Raw genomic sequence first — 17,765 nt, 5'->3', positions numbered from 1 at the left:
GGTGTCGCTTCTCGCTCCATAAACGCTAACTCGATCGAGTCGCTAGCTCCGTTGAGGCGGTCGATTTCTGGCATGGATCACTAGCAAATCGAACCGCCTCATCCTTCATCCTTATCTGAACAGTGCCTGAACAGCAAACGACAGTCTTTATATCTCTTGGAGAGCCCCTACACGTAATGCCAACGAGAGTGGCGGTCGTTACGCAGGACGATCCGTTCTACATGCCTCTCTTTTTCGAATCGTTCTTCTCCGCGCTCAGCGAAGATGTTGAAGTCTTTCGAGTGTACATCCTGCAGTCATTCGATGAATCACTGCCGGAACTAGCCAGTCGGATGTATCGTCTCTATGGGCCGGTAAATTTCGCTCGACAAGGCATCAGGTACGCGTATCGAACTGCGATGAACGCACTGGGGGCCAAGTACTCGGTCGAAGCTGTCGCGGTGAACGCATCTATTTCAGTGTCTCACATTGATAGCGTCAACACCGAGGAGTTCGTAGGAGAGATTAAAGACAGGGACGTGGACGTACTTCTGTCCGTGTCCGCACCTGAGATATTCGACGCGGATCTCCTCCAGGCTCCTTCGTGGGGATGTCTGAACGTCCATACCGCGGAACTCCCGAAATATCGCGGAATGCTCCCGACGTTTTGGGCGCTTTACCACGGTGAGAATGAAATCGGTGTCACCGTTCATACGATGGAGGAGGAGATTGATCAGGGACAGATTGTCCGCCAGACAACGTTTTCAGTCGATAACGAATCACTGGACGACGTGATTCAGCGAGGCAAACGGACTGGTGGCCGTCTGGCAGCGGCGGCGCTTGACGACGTGAGCTGTAACGAAGTTACGCTCTCCCCGATGGAAGGTGAGGGATCGTACTTTTCGTTTCCGACGATCGAAGAACGCCGGGAATTTCAGCGTCGAGGAGGGCGCTTATTGTGAGTGACTTCCTGCTCTCGTTCGACGTGGAAGACTGGTTCCACGCACATAACCTGCGGCCGGCAGTATCCCGGGACGAGTGGGAAGAATGTGAATCTCGCGTCGAACAGAACACACGCCAAATCTTAGATCTGCTAGACGACCATGACACTAAAGCGACCTTCTTTGTTCTCGGATGGGTTGCTGAACGTGCTCCAGACCTCGTAAGAGAAATAGACGCCCGTGGACACGAGGTGGCGAGCCATGGCTACAATCACGAGCTTTTGACCGAACAGTCGACCGAAGAAGTTCGAAAAGACATTCATCAATCGCTTGATGTACTTGAAGAACTGATTGATCAGCGGATCCGCGGATATCGGGCTCCGAGCTTTTCCATCACTGAGGAGGCTATCGACGTACTCGCAGACCTCCGGTTTGAGTACGATTCGAGTTCGTTTCCTGTCTCGAACCACGACAGATACGGATCGCTGTCGGCCGAGGGGACGGAGACATTCGTGGACCTCGATAACGGTCTCGTGGAGGCACAACTTCCAAGACTCGACCTTCCCGGAACGGAAGTTCCGTGGGCTGGCGGAGGATACTTCCGGTTTTTACCATACCCGATTTATCGCCGCGGCGCCGAACGAATCGGGTCAGAGAGGCAGTTCATCTTTTATCTCCATCCGTGGGAGTTCGACCCTGATCAGCCGCGATTCTCGGATCTTCCACTATCGTATAGAGTCCGCCACTACACAAATCTTGCCAAGACTAAAGAGCGCCTTGATCGCCTGCTATCGGACTTCGATTGGAAGCCCATCGGCGACGTACTGTGAATTAATTCGAAGCCCGCTCGTTAAACAGTCGTTCGAACATATCGGTGTAGGCAGTGACCGCATGGCCGACGGTGTAGTTGTTTTCGAACGTCTCACGGGCATTCGATCCAAGTTTGCTGACTATTTCGGGATTGTCGGCCCACCCCTCGAGAACGTCAGCTGCACGCTCGGCATCCCCCTGTGAGACGAACGTTCCGCAGTCGTCGTTCCTGACGACTTGTGCGACTTCGTCATCCGCGCCGACCACGGCCAGAACAGGCTGGCCGGTCGCGAGCGACGAGTAGAGTTTCGAAGAGACGCAGATTCCTTCCATCTCCGGGACAATACCAACTAGCGACGCGTCCGCACAAGTGAGCGTTTCAGGGAGCCGCTCCATCGGCTGAAACGGGAGAAACCGTACGTTGTTCACGTCCTTTCGTTTGGTGTACTGCTGTAGTTCAGCCTTTCGGGCGCCTTCACCAATGATGAGGAGTTGTACGTCCGTTCGTCCGCGAGATTCGAGGGTTGATACTGCGTCGATAGCGGTCTCCAGTTCGTGATATCGACCAATGTTACCCGAATACAGTAAAGTGAACTTCTCGACAGTGTTGTGTTCGTGGGCGAATTCGTTCTCGGACTTCTCAATTGGCTCAATGAACTCCTCGTCCTCCCAGTTCGGGATGACCTCGATCTTTTCGGGGTCGAAGCCAGGATCGTCGGACATTTTCTCGACGAGTCGCTCTTCCATTGAGTCGCCGAGGACAATGATGCGGTCGGCATCGCGGTACACCGCTCTGATGGCCCGCTCCCAGAGGCGAGCGACGAATCCGTCTTCGGTGATGACTCCGAGTTCTATCGGCATATCTGGGTACATATCATATATCAAGTACACATACGGTGTCCCATGAATCCGTTTCAACAGCCAAGTGACGAACGGGAGGATAGGCGGGTTCGAGAGGACCAGCTTCACATCGTTCGACCGTCGATCACGGACGAGATGCAGAAACACCAGTACAGCGAAGGAGATCCAATTAACGACCCGAAGAGTGATTGCATCTTTGTCGAATCGGGTTGAACGGACTCGACTAATATTGATATCGTCGTATAGTTCGCGACGAGGAACGGTCTGATTACGATCTTCGTCGTGGTAGTTTGGGAGTGCAGTAATGACGCTAACGTCGAATGAGTCGGATAGTGCAGATGCTAACTCGGTTAACAGTTGCGCAGTCGACGCCTCCTCCGGATAAAAGTACTCCGTAAGGATGGTTATCGATTCCGAATCACTCATTGTCGGAGCGTCATAGCGGGATCTACCTTATTCTGTCGGGTTCGGTCTAAATCCCACACGCGATGTCAGTAGTTATATTAGCGTGTAGTCAGGGTGAGTAGCTATGAAGTGGAACGATTCAACTGTGTTAGTAACTGGTGGAGCAGGGTTTATTGGAAGCCATCTCACTGAGTACCTCATCGAACAGGGTTGTGAGGTCGTCGTCGCGGACGATTTCTCTCGCGGTTCAATCGAGAATATCGAGCATCTGGAGGGCAACATTGATTTGGTCCCGGCCGACCTCACGACCCGCGAAGGCTGTCTGAAGGCGACCGAAGGCGTCGACCACGTCTTTCACCTCGCGGCGAGCGTCGGCGGAATTCACTACATCAAGCGCGAGAACATCGGGGGCCTTACCCCGAGTGTGCTGATGAACCAACACATGCTTGAAGCCGCACGTATCCACGACGTGGACCGATTCCTCTTCGCGTCAAGTGCTTGCATCTATCGCCAGCAGCACGACGACCTTAATCGGTTCAGCGAGGATCAGGCTATTCCTGCGAACCCCCACAGCACGTACGGGTGGGCGAAGGTCCTCGGAGAGGTCGCGTGCCAGGCGTACCACGAGGACTGCGACCTCGATACCGCGATGGTCCGCATCTTCAATTGCTACGGACCTCGCGAGAGCCTCGACCCTAACAGCAGCCACGTCATTCCGTCGCTGTGCCGGAAGGTAATTGAGGAACCCGATGGCGGTTCCATCGAGTTGTTCGGTGACGGAACTCAGGAACGCGGGTTCATCTACGTCACCGACCTCGTTAAAGGGATGGTCAAGACTATTGAGAAGAAGGCTGACGGTGAGCCCGTCAACCTCGGTAACGGTGACGAGGTGGTCACGATCAACGAACTGGCCGAGACCATCATCGACATCTCCGGCAAGGACATCGCCATTGAACACGATCTCTCGAAACCGACCGGGACAGACAAATACGCTGCCGATGACACTAAAATGAAGCAAGCACTTAATTGGGAACCCACAGTTCGACCCGAAGTTGGCGTCAAGGAAGTATACGAATGGGCGAAAGGAGAACTGGCGGCCGAGGAGGCTGCTCCGAAAGCAGGTGGTGTCCAATGAGCTTCGAGGGCGAGCGCGTCCTGGTCACGGGCGGCGCGTCGTTCATCGGGAGTCACCTCGTCGAGGACCTCGTCTCCCGCGGCGCGGAGGTCCGGGTCGCCGACGACTTCTCCAGCGGCACTGACGATAACCTCGCGGCAGTTCGGGACGATATCGAGGTCGTGAGCGGGAACCTCAAATACAAGGAGTTCGCCGACGAGGCGACCGAGGGCATTGACCGCGTGTTCCACCTCGCAGCCGACCACGGCGGTCGGGGCTACATCTCGAACTACCCCGCGAACTGCGCGACGAACATGGCGTTGGACAACACGGTGTTCGAGGCCGCGGTCGAGAATGGCGTTGAGAAGATCACCTTCGCGTCGTCGGCCTGCACCTACCCGACCGACATCCAGCAGGAGAAACACCGCCTGAAGGAGGACATGGTGAGCTTCGACGAACGCGGCGGTGCCTACGCCGACGAGACGTACGGTTGGGCGAAACTGATGGGCGAGCGCTCCCTGCAGGCGTTCCACGAGCAGTACGGTGTCGACGCCAGTGCAGTCCGCATCTTCACGGCGTACGGCCCCCGCGAGAACGAGACCCACGCCATCGTCGCACTCATCGCCAAGGCGTACGCCGAACAAGACCCCTACCAGATCTGGGGCGACGGCGAGCAGACCCGCAACTTCACCTACGTCTCGGACATCGTGAGCGCGCTCGTGCTGGCCAACGAGAAGATCACGGACGCCACGCCCGTCAACGCCGGGATTCCCGAGTACATCTCGATCAACGAGGTGGCCGAGGCCATCTTCGACTACATCGGGTGGGAACCCGATGAGATCAACCGGATGACCGACAAGCCGGTCGGCGTGCGACATCGTGCTGCGGATACGACACGGGCTGAGGAGCTCCTCAGCTGGGAACCGGAGTACAGCCTCGAAGACGGGATGGCCGAGACCATCGACTGGTACGTCAAGAACCGTGACAAGGCGTACGTCCAGAAGAATCTGGAGACGCTGCTGCACGAGCGATAGGTCGTAGCGGGGCTCCTTCGCGACTGAGCAGTTAGGCGAGTTGACCGGGATTTTCCAACCGGTCGTGACTTCTTCGTTCTCGGTTCGCGTCCGGGGTACGTTTGACGGGGTAATGCACCAGAAGCTATCTTACGATACCTCAGTGTCGTTATTCAATGCAGAGGCTCACTGCGACGTGCGTTTCTGCACGACGAGGAACTCGATGGGAGCGAGTTTTCGAAGTGGCAATCGGCGGGACCGTTCGTCCACCCACTTCATGAGATGGGTTCCGAACGGGAGCATGTGCGACGGCGTGTGGACGTGCCCGTACCGTTCGACGACCGAAAGCCCAGCGAGCGAGAGTAATCGCTCTATCTCCCGGCCCGTATACCAATGGGTGAACACGTCCGCGTACAGTGACTTCTCCCGGTAGTTTACGTACAACCCCGCCGGAAAGTAGAGACTATACAATCGAGGATAGTTGAACAGGAAAACCCCGTCTTCGTCGAGAACGCGACCGATCTCTTCGAATGCGGCCTCTGGTTCCGGCAGGTGGCTCAGCACGTTTATCATAACGCCAGCGTCGAATGATCCCGTGCTGTACGGGAGGTTCGTCACGTCGGCCTGTATCGGTTGGAGTCGCGTTTCGCAGCCATCCCTCTGCGTCGCTCTACGGGTCTGGTCAAGCATCTCCCTCGAGAGGTCGGTCGCTACCGAGTCGTATCCCCTGCGGACGGTCTGTGCCGTAAAGCGACCAGTTCCACAGCCGAATTCAGCTATTCTCGTGTTGGCGGGAAGCGACGCGAGGAACTCATCGAGAATCGCCTGATGGACAGCGTTATCGTGTTCACCGCCGTCTGAGTCGAATCGTTCGTCGTACGACTCCGCGTCAGAGTCGTAGAATTCCTTGACGCCGTGTTTATTTTCGCTCATAGTTGCTCTTTGTACGCAGTACTAATCTGGCTGTATATCTCTTCAGAGTTGAACGTCGATTCGACGAGCTCCCTCGCACCCTGTACGTCCGGCCCGGAACCACTCTGTACGGTCAGTAGTGCATCCGCCAGTGATTCGGTATCCGCCGGAGGAACGAGTATTCCGCGACCGTCTTCCAACAACTCCTCGATTCCGCCGACAGCCGAACCGACGACCGGCGTCTCACACGCCATCGCTTCAAGTGCGGCGAGGGGATAATCGGACGGCCCGTCGGTGTTCGTGAACGGGACTGCTAGTACATCTGCGGCAGCTAACAACTGGGGCATGTCGGATATAATCCCTAACCAGTCGACCGAGTCCTCAAGACCGTGATGTTCGATTCGGTTTCTGATGTCGCGTTCCCGTTCATCGGCGCCAGCGAAGTCGCGCTCCGTCGTGATTATCAACTGAAACGGCACGTCGTCCGCGATAGCACCGACCGCGTCAACGAGGTGGTGGAGGCCCTTCTCCGGTTTCAGATTTCCGACGAACAGCACTGTGAGTTTGTCAGCCTCAACCTCGACGCTTTCGGGTTCCGAAAGGTCGGCGTGGTACGTATCACAGTCGACTATCGGCCGCAGAACCGACGCGTTCGTCAGGCCGATGTCCGTCAGCGAATTGTGGACGTTCTCCGTCATCGCGAACGTCCGTTCGGTGCGTCCAAGAATACGGCGTGCGAAAAGCGGGGACGACAACCGCTTTTTCAATCCCGTACTTCCTCGGTCAGGGACTGGGCAGTACAACGAGTGAAACACAGGAATATCCAGAATCGCACCTGCGACGACGGGGATTGCGGCAACGACGGGGAACCCCGAATGCCCGTGGAGAACGTCAACGTCATGGCGTCGACAGTGAGCGACGAGTCCCCGAACCAGCGATGCGACGGACGTGATGTCCCACACCGATCCGACGTCTTTGGCATTGAGGTCGGCAACCCTGATCTCGCCCCACTTTGTTTCGATTCGAGGTCGATGCTGCTCCCAATCTCTCGGACGAGTCGTATAGGCGGACACGGTCATCCCCACGTCGTCGAGATACCGGGAAAGATTGACGGCACTGACCACGGAGCCACCAATATAAACGTCGTCCTGCGACGGAGCGAGCTCCGAACCGAACATACAGATATGAGCTTCGTCGTTCATCTTTATTATATAAAAGTAATAATGTTGCCGATTCTAACAGTATACTTTGCTTCGATCGTAGTAGGAGAGTTTGTGAATTTGGAAACCATTGTCGAGGTAAATATGTCACGTTCGCCGTGTCGACTACCTACGTACTAACTCCAGTAACGAGACTTTAACATTACGTTCTCGAAATCCGACGCGGACGGATGATGTTGATTCTACGCACGACGTGCAATTATTACCGGATAGAGTTCCGGTATCGCCGAATACGGAAGGCGACAGCCGTTACGAAGTTGGGAGATTCGAGTACAGACGTTCGATCTCGTCGAAGTAACCATCGACCGGAAACCGTTCCCGGACTCGTTCATAGGCCATTCTACCCATCTGTTCGCGGGTTTGTTCGTCTTCATACAATCTCAGGATGTATTCTGCGATTTTGTCCGCGTTCCCTTCCTTCGGCACTATAAAGCCTGTTTCACCGACGTCGATTTGTTCTGGAATCCCACCGCTGTTGGAACCAATGACCGGCTTTCCCGCTAGCATCCCTTCCAGAACGACACCGGGGAAGGGATCCTCGTGTCTCGGGAGATGAACGACGACGTCGGCAGCGGCAAATACTTCAATAACGTCGGGGTGAAAGCCGACCATGTGGACGGAATCGATATCTTTCGCACGAGAACGAAGCTCCGTAGCGTACGATTCGTGTCCGTCAATTTCGCCTCCGACAATACAAAACTCTACCTTCTCCGTCGTTTCCTCGACGAGTCGTGCCACGTCTAGAAGTCGCTCTTGTCCTTTTAACCGTGCGAGTTTCGACACCTGAACGACGAGGAAGCTGTCTTCGTCGACACCGTACATTTTTCGGAAATCGGACGAATCCGATATTCCCTCGAAGCGTTCCGGGGAGGGAACTGCATCGTGGATCACCCCGATGTTCCCTTTTTGAATTCCAACATCATGAAAGATATACTCGCGGGTTCGCTCGGAGACGCAAACGATCTCGTCCGACAAGAGGGCCACGTATCCTCCGAGTAGCCTACGAAGCATCGAAGAGCCGATGTAGGCGCGGACGTGACAGACAGTTGCTACGCCAGCAATTTTTCCTGCGAGAAGACCGTGCGGATACTTTATTTCATTCACATGAACTGCGTCTATATCTTCACGGACGATAATCGAGACTAGAGAAACGACTGCTACGAGGCTCCGGAACAGGTAAAATACTTGGCCGATAGGTGACCGCCTCCGTCGGATCGGGCTCGACCAGAGAAACCGTGTCTCAAGTCCCGAATCGTGGTACCAATCGGCGATACCCGAATCTTTTGGCAAGATAGCGACTGTCTCATGTCCACGTTCCTCCATCTCGTTAACCATCCGGTACATCCACTGTGAAGCTCCGCTGTGAATCTGGGTAGTAGAACCGTAGTAGAGGATCTTCATCGATTTGTAGTTACTAGACGGACCATATGCTTCCTTCGATACCGCGACACGGTTGGTTTCTGACTGACACTATTCACGGGTCGCCATAAGTAAAGTAAAGTCCCAAGATTCACATTTCTCGGTATGGTCGATAATCTATGCGACGCGCTCCAGGCTCTCGACGTAGAGAACGTATTCGTGTACGTCGGAGATGCGGTCAGGTGGGACTACCTTCCCGGCGAGATTGCGTCGGAAGGAACGGTAGTTAGAACCGTTGCAGCCTCTATTCACAGTCCGCCGTCCTTCGCCTCGCTAGCGACTGGCCGCTACCCACCGAGTCACGGCGTCTTTTCCTTCTCGAATCGAGTCCATTCCGATGTCCCGACCCTCTTCGAGATGGACGAATACCAGACCCGATTCCTGAACTCTGTCCACGAGAAATCCGGAAACGTCGACCCCATCTACTCGGTGCTTCGCGAACGACCGCCGAACGTAAAAAATCCGTTCGAGGATCTGTCGTCGCCGTTCGTGGTAATGGAACGTGGACCGGGTGGTCACGCCCCGTACGACCGAACTTTCTCCGCTGCGGACAGATACTTTAGTCAGAACCACGAGACGAATCAGATTCGAACGGAATATCGAGGAGCGATCCAGGAAGACGCCGATAAGTTCCAGCGTCGGCTTACATCGCTAGAGGAAGAGGGATTACTTGATGATACGCTGGTCATCTACACGTCGGATCACGGAGAGCTTTTAGGTGAGGGCGGTGCCGTCGGCCACAACGCACCGATGCGGCCCGAGCTAATCTGGGTCCCGACGGTGTTCGTCCATCCAAGTCTCGATACCGAAACGCTTCACGAAGACATCATCCGTCACGTCGATGTGTTCCCGACGATACTCGAGGTTCTCTGCGTGCCCTTCGAAGAGACCGACTTCGACGGCGTTGCGCTCGGCCGGGCTGCTCCTCCCTCCATCGGACTGTCATTCTACCGGAACCGCGTGCTTCCGGAGAACATCCCGTTCCTATCGGGCAAGCTTGCGTACGAAGGAGCGTGGGACCGGTCAGGGGGATTCGTGTTCGCCCGCACCCACAAGGCGGAACGATTGGCCGCCCTCGCCGGAAAAGCGGCGAAGAGCCCCAAGCGTCACTACCTCCGTAGCCACCCTTACGCGGTACTCCGAAGTTATCTCGAGGACGACGTTCAATACGGGAATCCGAGTTTTAGTAAATCGGGGGCCGAAGAGGTGATTACCAACGCGTCACAGGACTCTTGTGTTCGCCAGACTGTTGATATCGGAGAAGAGGCGGAACAGCATCTTCGCGACCTTGGATACCTGTGAAACGCTCGGAGATGGAACCAGAAACTACATAGCTCGGCGTCGGCCCAATAAGTCAACATGAGCAAACCCTTTCTGTCGGTCGTTACACCCTCGTACAATCAACGCGAGTACGTAGAGCGTACCATCGAGTCGATACGAAGTCAAAACTTCGAGGACTACGAGCACATCGTCGTCGACGGTGGATCGACGGACGGTTCGCTTGACGTTCTGCGCGAGTACGAGGACGAATATCCGCTTCGGTGGATTTCCGAGCCCGACGACGGCATTGGAAATGCAGTGAACAAGGGAATTGAACTGGCAAATGGGGAGTGGATCGGGTGGCAGAACACGGACGACTTCTACCTCCCGGGAGCGTTCCAGGCCTTCGAGGACGTGGTTCGAGCAAACCCGAACACAGACATCGTGTACGGCGACATCGTCCTCGTTGACGGGAACGAGAACGAGCTAAACAAATTGTTCTACACGGAACCGTTCTTCGGTACGGGCTTCATTCAGAGGAGACAGGGAATCCTGCCCGCTTCGAACCAAGGTGCGATAATCCGTGCCGATGCGCTCCACGAAATCGGTGGCGTCAGCGAGGAACTGGAGTACATCGTCGACGTACACCTGTTCGCCAACCTCCTCGAACGCGAGAACGAGTGGGTACACCTCCCCAAATTCGTGGCAGCCCACCGGAATCACGAGACGGACGAAGAGATGGAGCGGCTCTTTCGAGAACGGTGGCGGGAGTACCACGAAGTTCACGAGTATCCCGAATTCGAAAAACGGGTTCCGGAGAAGGTACTCCGCTTCGCGGCGAAAGCACTCAAAGCGACGAAGCTCCTTCAGGAAGGGCGGGTTAAAGCATTCGAGTACAAGCTCAAAGAGCAGTTCTGATGGCAGTTACGGGTTGGTTTCTGGGGGCACTGGATCCTCCAGCTCGGTAGTTCTGTCGAGCGATTCGCGACCGATAGGGACGTACTCGACGGAGCGGGGAAGTTCCTCCGACTCGAACAGTCGCCACGGATCGACGAGCGTAACCTCGCAGTCGGTGAACGCGGTCGCTTCCTCAAACTCCTCCCACGGGGTAGCCACGACGACGGTGTCGGTCCCCCGGAGCAAGTCGGCCATTCCCAAGACCGGTTCGGCGTCGTCCGTCGCCGACTCCGCCTGTCGGTTCCCCATCGGGTCGTAGTACTTCGTCTCGAAATCGTCGGCGAGTTCGGCAACGAGTTCGATCCCCTGGGACTCGGTCACCAGATACGTTCCGGGCTTGTACGTCATCCCGAGTATTCCGACAGAGTCGCCCTCCGAGGTCGTCTCGCGGACTCGGTCGGCAATCCACTTCGTGTGCTGGTCGTTGACAGCATCCGTGCTCTCCGCCAGCGGGGCTCTCGTACCGGCGTCCTCCGCCAGTCGTGCAAAAGCGACGTTGTCTCGGGGGAAGCAGGGCCCGCCGAAACGCGCCCCAGAAGTGAGGTAACTCCCACTGATACGAGAATCGAGTGCGAGATATTCCGTAACGTTGTCGACGTTTCCGCCTACACCGTCGCAGATCTCAGCCAGCGTGTTCACGAAACTAATTTTCATGGTGACGTACGAGTTGATGGCCATCTTGGCGATTTCGGCTTCGGTTGCGGCCATCCGTGCAACTGGGACGTCCTCGTTAATCTCGTTGTAAATCGCCTCCACCACGTCTCCGGCTCGCTCGTTGAGTTCACCGATGAGGAAGTTATCGGGATTTTCGAGACCGTCAATGACGTCACCGATCGCGATGAACTCCGGGCTGTAACAGAGGCCGAAATCCTCTCCAGCGGTCTTTCCGGAGTACTCTTCGAGCCAATCGCGGATTTCTCCGTCTGTAGAACCGGGGAAGACGGTGCTCGTCACGGCGACGGTGTGAAACTCGTCTTTCCTCCCGAGGGCCCGTCCGACGAGTTCACAGACTTCTTCTACGTACTTGAGGGAGTACCGGCCGGCCTCGGTAGATGGAGTATTGACCACGATAAAGGTGATGTCAGTGTCGGTTATCGACCGCTCTGTCGGTGTGGTTGCCGTCAGTTCGGCGTTCGCGTCATTGATGTACGCCTGCAGTTTCGGTTCGGTCACCGGCGCTTCGCCGGCATTCACCTGGTTTACGACTTGCTCGTCGATGTCTACCCCGGTAACATCGATACCGTTGTTCGAGAGAGTCGCCGCCAAACAAACACCCAGTTTCCCCAGTCCGATTACTGATGCGCGCTCAATCACATCAACACCAATCAAGAGGTGCCAATTAAGAATTTCGTTTAGCAACGGACCGGTTTTACGGTGCAAACCGTTCAAACAGCCTCTTGAGTGCGAACAACTTCGGGTTCTCCTCAACGATAGTAGTCAGGATCTCGCGTTCGCGCTCTTCGACGAGGCCTATCTTAAGAATCGAGAGCGAGTACAGTAACAGCAAGAGAGCGAGTTGGCCGACCAACAGAAGGGGACGGGCCGTCGGAAGGAACCACCGGATCACGAGAGCGATTACGAGGAATAGAACGATGGTCGCTCCGTGTCGTTTCACTCCAGAATACTGCGGGAGAATGCCGACGTACCTGTAGAGATGGTACGTATAGAGGACGTTTCTTACAGCGAACGTTATCGCCGTTGCGACAGCCGCCCCAACGAACGAGTACCTCGGAATCAAAACGACGTTCAGGACGATATTGAGCAGGACGGCGACGACGTTGTCCACCATCACGACTCGAGAGTTCCCCACGGAGATGAGGGTATTGTCGTTGAGACCTGTGATAGCGTGCAGGAGAAAGCCGAAAGCGAGAACGACGAGTACGATCGCACTTTCGGTGTACGCCTGTCCGTACACCACCGTCAGTACGATTTCCGGTATCGTAACTAGCACCAGCACGAACGGAACCGACAGGACAACGATCCACTTCGTCACCGTCTGGTACAGCGCTTCCATCCGGTCGCCCCGTTCGTCGCTGTGAAGTTCGGACATCATGGGCATGAACAGGAATCCCAGCGTCCCCAAGAACACTGTGAGCATCTGGGCGATCATGTACGCTGCGCGGTAGATGCCGACATCGTCCGGTATCGAAAAGTACCCGATGAGAAACGAGTCAAGATTCTGGAGCGTCGTCGTCATCGTCGCGGTAATCACGAGCGGAATGGAAAAGACGAGGAGTCGCCGGGCGAGTTCGAACGAAGCCGCATCCCAAGCGTCGTCGCCGAACGAAATATTTCGGAGGATGAAGACGACGCCAGCGAAGCCTGCGAAAAGAAGCGAGCCCACGTACGCCCAGGCGATGCCGAGATAGCCGAGACCCGCAGTGAGCACGACAATAACGAAGACGAACCGTGAACCCGGGAGTAGAATGTTCCGAACCACAGCCTTGAACCAGGAGCGCTGCAATCCCTGTGATATCCCGACAGACAGTCGAAGTACCGTGAACGGGACGATTCCGAGTGCAAAAATCCGAATAGGACGGGCCATGTCGGGGTCCCTGAAGAGAAGCAGGGCGATATCGGAAGAGAAAATGAACGATATCGCTGCGAAAGTCAGGGTGATTGGGAGCGAGACGGCCAATCCTAGCAGCACGACGGCTCCTCTACGACTATCTTCGTCGAATCGCGGGATGAACCGGCCGAATCCCTTGTGAAGCCCAAACAGACTGAATATCGTGACGGAACTCGTGAAGACCATTCCGAGAGTCACGATACCGTATCCCGTGGTACCAAGCTGCCGCGCCATGACGACTTGCGTGAGGAACCCGATTCCGTAGTTCGCGACGTATCCCAACAGGAGGACCCCGCTCCCCTTGACCAACTGCAGGATGTCGTCTTCCTCGCTCATAGTTACTCGGTGAAGCGGCTCCGTTCTTCACTCGCAAACTCCGACACGGAACCAAATAGGTGACGAAACCGTCGTACGAAACTCAGTGCGAAGAACAAGGCTTTTACTAATATACCAGTCCCCTCTACGTATGACATCCCTCGTCTTGATCACCATCGACTGTCTCCGGGCCGACCACGTCGGATGTTACGGCTATCAGCGAGACACCACACCGACTATCGACGCAATTGCAGAGGAGGGGATGCAAATTGAGGCCGCGTACACGAACGGTCCGGGCACCAGGTTCGCATTCAAGTCCCTGCTCGGTGGCGTCTACCCCCTTCAGATAGACGGCGTCGGCTTGCCCGAACGGGACGGAACGACGCTCGCCGAGACCCTATCGACGGCAGGATACGAGACTGCGGGTTTCGTAAACAACGGATTTCTCTCGGAAGATTTCAACTACGGGCGAGGGTTCGACACGTTCCGGGACACTGGCTACTGGAACCAGAGCGCAGGCGAGCTCCAGCAGGGACTCTCGAAAGTGAAGCGTCGTCTGCGGAAGTGGGCGAAACATTCCGCTGTCATTGACGACGAGCGGTTTGCCCGGATAAGAGAGCTGTACGGCCGGCTCATGACGACGGCCAGTTCCTCGGGGATAGACATCGGCGTCACCGACGAAACGGTAGTGGCAGAGGCCAAAGAGTGGATCGCCGCGCGCGAACGAGAGGACGAAGACTACTTTGCGTGGATTCACCTCATGGACGCCCACACGCCGTACCAGAAACTCCCGCAACACTTCAATGCGATGAGCCTCGAAACGCCGCCGGAGCACGTTCGGAATCCCAACCACCTCGTCGCCGCTGGCGACCCCGCACCGCAGAACGTCCTCGACATATACGACAGTTGCATCCGGGAGACGGACTGGCAAGTCGCCCGTCTTTTGGAGACGGCCGGTGCAGAGACGTCGGTGGTCGTGACGGCCGACCACGGCGAGGAGTTCGGCGAACACCGCCCCTTCCACAAGGAGTCACCGTACGAGTCGATGGCTCGAGTGCCGGCCGTGTTGAGCGGACCAATCAGCGAACGGGTTTCGGGACGAGTGTCGGCGCACACCGACATAGCGACGACGATCGCCGACTTCGCGGGTGAAGACTGTCCTAGCGAGTGGCCTGGCCGGTCACTGATTGGCGAGTCGTCCGACGAAGGTGTCGACGTTTTCATCGGGTACGAGAACGAGAACGGTGTCATGTGTGCACTCGTTCGAGACGAGTGGAAGCTCGTGACGACGAGGCCAGACCTCGACTCACCAGCCGAGCGTACCTTTCTCCTAAATATAGAACGGGACCCCGACGAGCAGACGCACTTCGAGGACGACGATAAGCGCGAAACGTTGGAAACACGACTCAAGGAGGTGGTCGACTGGACATGTTCGCGTCGGATGAGGAGCGAGAACCCAGTCTGGGATACGGAACAGAACATGGACGAACTGGGACAGAACATCTCGAGGAACGTTGAGGAACAACTCGAACACCTAGGGTACAAGTAGACCCGGGTTTTCGCTTCGTCGTTTCGAGGTGTATCCAGTCGCCATTTCAAACAGGGTCGTTATCACGCGAGAGAAAGAACTGCTGTGAAGTCGTCGAATTGCAAAGTCACCGACGAAGTGTCAAAATGACGTACAAGCTCGCCCAAAATCGATGGAGCACAACGGGGAGAGTCAAGTTGAAACCGGCATCTATAACTGTGGTATTTCTTCAGTTCTAGCTATGCGATTACGGCAGATCGTCATCGCCCTCACGTACATATTTATCTTCTCTCTCCCTTGGCGCTCGCTTATACTCATAGGTCCGATAAGTATCTCAGAGATTGTGGGCATGGGCCTAGCGATTGCTTTCATCATTTATCGCCTCAGGGAACCGTTTTTGAGTTTCAGCCCATCTTTCCACGTTCCACTCGTCGCTTTTACCGGCGTAGTCATTGCCAGTACGTACTGGAGCGTTAATCCGAAACGGACGTTTTCTTACGCAATCCCGTTTCTCTCCATCTTCGTACTGTCTATCATCATATATGACGTATACGACTCCAAGGTACAAGTCCAGTACGCCATAACTAGTTTCGTCGCAGGCGTTGGAGTCTCTATCACGATTTTGGTTTTCAACTTCCTCACTCAAAGAACTTGGATCGCAGGGAGATACTCAATAGGAAGCATATCCGGGAATGTACTCGCAGGGTTAATAGTGATTGGCGTTCTCTCCTGTATATTTCTGATCCAAACTAGTCGAATATTCTCTAACGAGTGGATTGAGAAGGGGACAAACGGTCTCCTCATATTCGTGGGAGCAATGGCCGTTTCACTTACTGGTTCTCGAGCAGGGTTCGTTACGTTGACGATCGTAATCGCGTACTTCTTCGTGTGTGAAAAGAGAAATTTAAACCGGTCGCGGTACACGATAGTGTTCGCGGTCGCTGTTTTCTCCATGATTTTCCTTTCCATCACTTTGTTCGCTTCTCAGCAGACCGCTGAACGTTTCGCCTCAATTATAACAGATGGAATAAATGATAATTTAAAATATCGTATAGTAATCTGGAAAACCGGTTTTGCCGAGTTCCAAAATAATCCTTTGATAGGGAATGGTTGGGGAACCTTTGGTCCAGTAACCGAGGCTACTCTCAGTCAAACGTATCCCGGGGACTTCATCCCTCAAAGAGCTCACAATGCATTTGTCACAATAGCCTCGGAACTCGGAATTGCTGGATTGCTACCGTTCGCTTTGTTACTGCTGGGGTGCGGAGAGATATTACGCGGTTTTTCTGTTCATGAGGGGTTCTTTTGGCTCGCTATTTTATTAGTATTACTATTCCTTTTATCTGTTGACATTTGGGTGACGATGACGACCCCTTACCTCTTCATGGCTCTCCTCCACACGTATAAAAATTCGACTGAAATTTCTTGTCCTTGACACCGCCGTGAGCAACTCCGTGCTCGCCGCGCTCATTTTGTTACCGCCGGTTCACGAAGGATCCCGAACCGGATGTAATCGTCATCAACCTCCGGGAGACCTACACGGTTGGACCATTCATCAGGCTCCTTGACCGGCTTGAACCGACCGTCGGGAGCGCGTGGCGCGAGAATTGAGATATTCCAAAATACTGTGAGCAATGCGTGGATTGCTGACTCCCGAGCCGTGCAACTCATCACGAATGCGCTAAAAACGACGAAACCCACTGACGAAGAGCGTCGAGAGTAATTCTCTCGGCTCCGTCGAAGCGGTATCTAATCTAAAATATCTTACAATACGCCGTGATCAATTGTAAACGCATCTTTACCAAACGTATAGTTGCCCAATTACCTCTTCCCCATTACCCCAGTCGAACTAAGAAATTATAAGTCAAGCGTCACTATCTCTGCAAGATTCCTCAGTTTTTTGATTAATCGTCCCAGATTGTCAATCGAGAGCGGACCACGGAACCTCCCGGACTCTATGAACCAGAAACCGTTGCTACGAGAGCATATTATAATCTATTAATATATATATATATTATAATCTAATATAAATTGGAATGAAAACCGGTGGCAGGCCAGAGAAATCAAACGTCAAAATTTACCTATCCGAGTCGTTTCTTGAAGACACATACGCGACGAGGCAGGAGGACTATAAAAACGGAACGAGTTCATCCGCCACGTTCTCCGTGATGAGGTCAAGCACCCTGACTTGACGAGCGAAAACGAGAAGTAATCGCTGCCAAACTCACGCGCCGAACTGGCGAGAGCGAGACGTCGCCCGCGACGACGTTCTTGGCGATGAGTAACGAAGGGGGTATAGATATAGCAGTTTCGTAGGCTGCGAATCGCATCTACGACGATCTGAATGAACACGCTTGAGAGCATATCACCGACAAAGTCAACGAGATCGAAAATAAACAGTGGCATATTATTAGGCCTCCCCGAGACGAAGTGAATACTTTGTAAAGATGATGCCTATCTTC

Annotated in this window: 14 protein-coding genes; 8 read left to right on the top strand and 6 right to left on the bottom strand. The window is 54.8% G+C overall.

Features of this window, described 5'->3' with window-relative positions; genetic code table 11:
• Positions 1–176 precede the first annotated feature (176 nt).
• Together EPL04_RS05775 and EPL04_RS05770 are read left to right on the top strand one after the other, a co-directional pair.
• Complete coding sequence (locus tag EPL04_RS05775; RefSeq protein WP_134670283.1) at positions 177–941, top strand: formyltransferase family protein; 765 nt, start codon at positions 177–179, stop codon at positions 939–941.
• Positions 938–1,750 (top strand): XrtA system polysaccharide deacetylase, encoded by an 813-nt coding sequence (locus EPL04_RS05770; protein ID WP_209019576.1) that lies wholly within the window; start codon positions 938–940, stop codon positions 1,748–1,750. The genes EPL04_RS05775 and EPL04_RS05770 overlap by 4 nt, the downstream gene beginning before the upstream one ends.
• 1 nt (position 1,751) lies before the next feature.
• Here the strand turns inward: EPL04_RS05770 and EPL04_RS05765 are convergent, their stop codons facing one another.
• A complete protein-coding gene (locus EPL04_RS05765; protein WP_134670281.1) occupies positions 1,752–3,017 on the bottom strand; it encodes a glycosyltransferase family 4 protein in 1,266 nt (421 codons plus the stop codon).
• A gap of 103 nt (positions 3,018–3,120) precedes the next feature.
• Between EPL04_RS05765 and EPL04_RS05760 the strand changes: the two genes are divergently transcribed.
• The gene (locus EPL04_RS05760; RefSeq protein WP_134670279.1) at positions 3,121–4,131 is read left to right on the top strand and encodes an SDR family NAD(P)-dependent oxidoreductase; all 1,011 of its coding nucleotides are present in this window, start codon (positions 3,121–3,123) and stop codon (positions 4,129–4,131) included.
• A complete protein-coding gene (locus EPL04_RS05755) occupies positions 4,128–5,144 on the top strand; it encodes an NAD-dependent epimerase/dehydratase family protein (protein WP_134670277.1) in 1,017 nt (338 codons plus the stop codon). The genes EPL04_RS05760 and EPL04_RS05755 overlap by 4 nt, the downstream gene beginning before the upstream one ends.
• A gap of 165 nt (positions 5,145–5,309) precedes the next feature.
• Here EPL04_RS05755 and EPL04_RS05750 read toward each other — a convergent pair whose 3' ends face one another.
• From EPL04_RS05750 to EPL04_RS05740, 3 genes are all read right to left on the bottom strand, one after another.
• On the bottom strand, positions 5,310–6,056 hold the full coding sequence (locus EPL04_RS05750) for a class I SAM-dependent methyltransferase (RefSeq protein WP_134670275.1): 747 nt from the start codon (positions 6,054–6,056) through the stop codon (positions 5,310–5,312).
• The gene (locus EPL04_RS05745; protein ID WP_134670273.1) at positions 6,053–7,237 is read right to left on the bottom strand and encodes a glycosyltransferase family 4 protein; all 1,185 of its coding nucleotides are present in this window, start codon (positions 7,235–7,237) and stop codon (positions 6,053–6,055) included. The genes EPL04_RS05750 and EPL04_RS05745 overlap by 4 nt, the downstream gene beginning before the upstream one ends.
• Positions 7,238–7,504: 267 nt before the next feature.
• A complete protein-coding gene (locus EPL04_RS05740) occupies positions 7,505–8,656 on the bottom strand; it encodes a glycosyltransferase family 4 protein (protein WP_134670271.1) in 1,152 nt (383 codons plus the stop codon).
• A 123-nt stretch (positions 8,657–8,779) separates the two neighbouring features.
• Here EPL04_RS05740 and EPL04_RS05735 point away from each other — a divergent pair, with 123 nt between their 5' ends.
• A complete protein-coding gene (locus EPL04_RS05735; protein WP_134670269.1) occupies positions 8,780–9,976 on the top strand; it encodes a sulfatase-like hydrolase/transferase in 1,197 nt (398 codons plus the stop codon).
• Positions 9,977–10,033: 57 nt separating this feature from the next.
• A complete protein-coding gene (locus tag EPL04_RS05730; protein ID WP_134670267.1) occupies positions 10,034–10,852 on the top strand; it encodes a glycosyltransferase family 2 protein in 819 nt (272 codons plus the stop codon).
• Between the two features lie 6 nt (positions 10,853–10,858).
• Here EPL04_RS05730 and EPL04_RS05725 read toward each other — a convergent pair whose 3' ends face one another.
• Positions 10,859–12,205 carry a nucleotide sugar dehydrogenase gene (locus EPL04_RS05725; RefSeq protein ID WP_167599428.1) on the bottom strand — a complete coding sequence of 449 codons (1,347 nt, stop codon included), beginning with the start codon at positions 12,203–12,205 and terminating at the stop codon, positions 10,859–10,861.
• Positions 12,206–12,260: 55 nt separating this feature from the next.
• Positions 12,261–13,796, bottom strand: a complete 1,536-nt coding sequence (locus EPL04_RS05720; protein ID WP_134670263.1) for a flippase — start codon at positions 13,794–13,796, stop codon at positions 12,261–12,263.
• Positions 13,797–13,926: 130 nt separating this feature from the next.
• Here EPL04_RS05720 and EPL04_RS05715 point away from each other — a divergent pair, with 130 nt between their 5' ends.
• Positions 13,927–15,324, top strand: coding sequence for a sulfatase (locus EPL04_RS05715; RefSeq protein WP_134670261.1), 1,398 nt, complete (start codon positions 13,927–13,929; stop codon positions 15,322–15,324).
• 151 nt (positions 15,325–15,475) lie between these two features.
• Positions 15,476–16,738: an O-antigen ligase family protein gene (locus EPL04_RS05710; RefSeq protein WP_134670259.1), complete on the top strand. Its 1,263-nt coding sequence runs from the start codon at positions 15,476–15,478 to the stop codon at positions 16,736–16,738.
• Positions 16,739–17,765 lie beyond the last annotated feature (1,027 nt).

The sequence above is a fragment of the Halorussus marinus genome, assembly GCF_004521895.1.
GTDB classification, from domain to species: Archaea; Halobacteriota; Halobacteria; order Halobacteriales; family Haladaptataceae; genus Halorussus; species Halorussus marinus.
The sequence above is the reverse complement of the archived record's forward strand: the minus strand, read 5'-3'. Positions and strand labels throughout refer to the sequence as shown.

What these genes read in the sequence shown, in the direction of transcription:
- EPL04_RS05775 (WP_134670283.1), top strand. Translation starts at nt 177, where the DNA reads ATGCCAACGAGAGTGGCGGTCGTTACGCAGGACGATCCGTTCTACATG.
- EPL04_RS05765 (WP_134670281.1), bottom strand. Translation starts at nt 3,017, where the DNA reads ATGAGTGATTCGGAATCGATAACCATCCTTACGGAGTACTTTTATCCG.
- EPL04_RS05760 (WP_134670279.1), top strand. Translation starts at nt 3,121, where the DNA reads ATGAAGTGGAACGATTCAACTGTGTTAGTAACTGGTGGAGCAGGGTTT.
- EPL04_RS05755 (WP_134670277.1), top strand. Translation starts at nt 4,128, where the DNA reads ATGAGCTTCGAGGGCGAGCGCGTCCTGGTCACGGGCGGCGCGTCGTTC.
- EPL04_RS05750 (WP_134670275.1), bottom strand. Translation starts at nt 6,056, where the DNA reads ATGAGCGAAAATAAACACGGCGTCAAGGAATTCTACGACTCTGACGCG.
- EPL04_RS05745 (WP_134670273.1), bottom strand. Translation starts at nt 7,237, where the DNA reads ATGAACGACGAAGCTCATATCTGTATGTTCGGTTCGGAGCTCGCTCCG.
- EPL04_RS05740 (WP_134670271.1), bottom strand. Translation starts at nt 8,656, where the DNA reads ATGAAGATCCTCTACTACGGTTCTACTACCCAGATTCACAGCGGAGCT.
- EPL04_RS05735 (WP_134670269.1), top strand. Translation starts at nt 8,780, where the DNA reads ATGGTCGATAATCTATGCGACGCGCTCCAGGCTCTCGACGTAGAGAAC.
- EPL04_RS05730 (WP_134670267.1), top strand. Translation starts at nt 10,034, where the DNA reads ATGAGCAAACCCTTTCTGTCGGTCGTTACACCCTCGTACAATCAACGC.
- EPL04_RS05720 (WP_134670263.1), bottom strand. Translation starts at nt 13,796, where the DNA reads ATGAGCGAGGAAGACGACATCCTGCAGTTGGTCAAGGGGAGCGGGGTC.
- EPL04_RS05715 (WP_134670261.1), top strand. Translation starts at nt 13,927, where the DNA reads ATGACATCCCTCGTCTTGATCACCATCGACTGTCTCCGGGCCGACCAC.
- EPL04_RS05710 (WP_134670259.1), top strand. Translation starts at nt 15,476, where the DNA reads ATGGAGCACAACGGGGAGAGTCAAGTTGAAACCGGCATCTATAACTGT.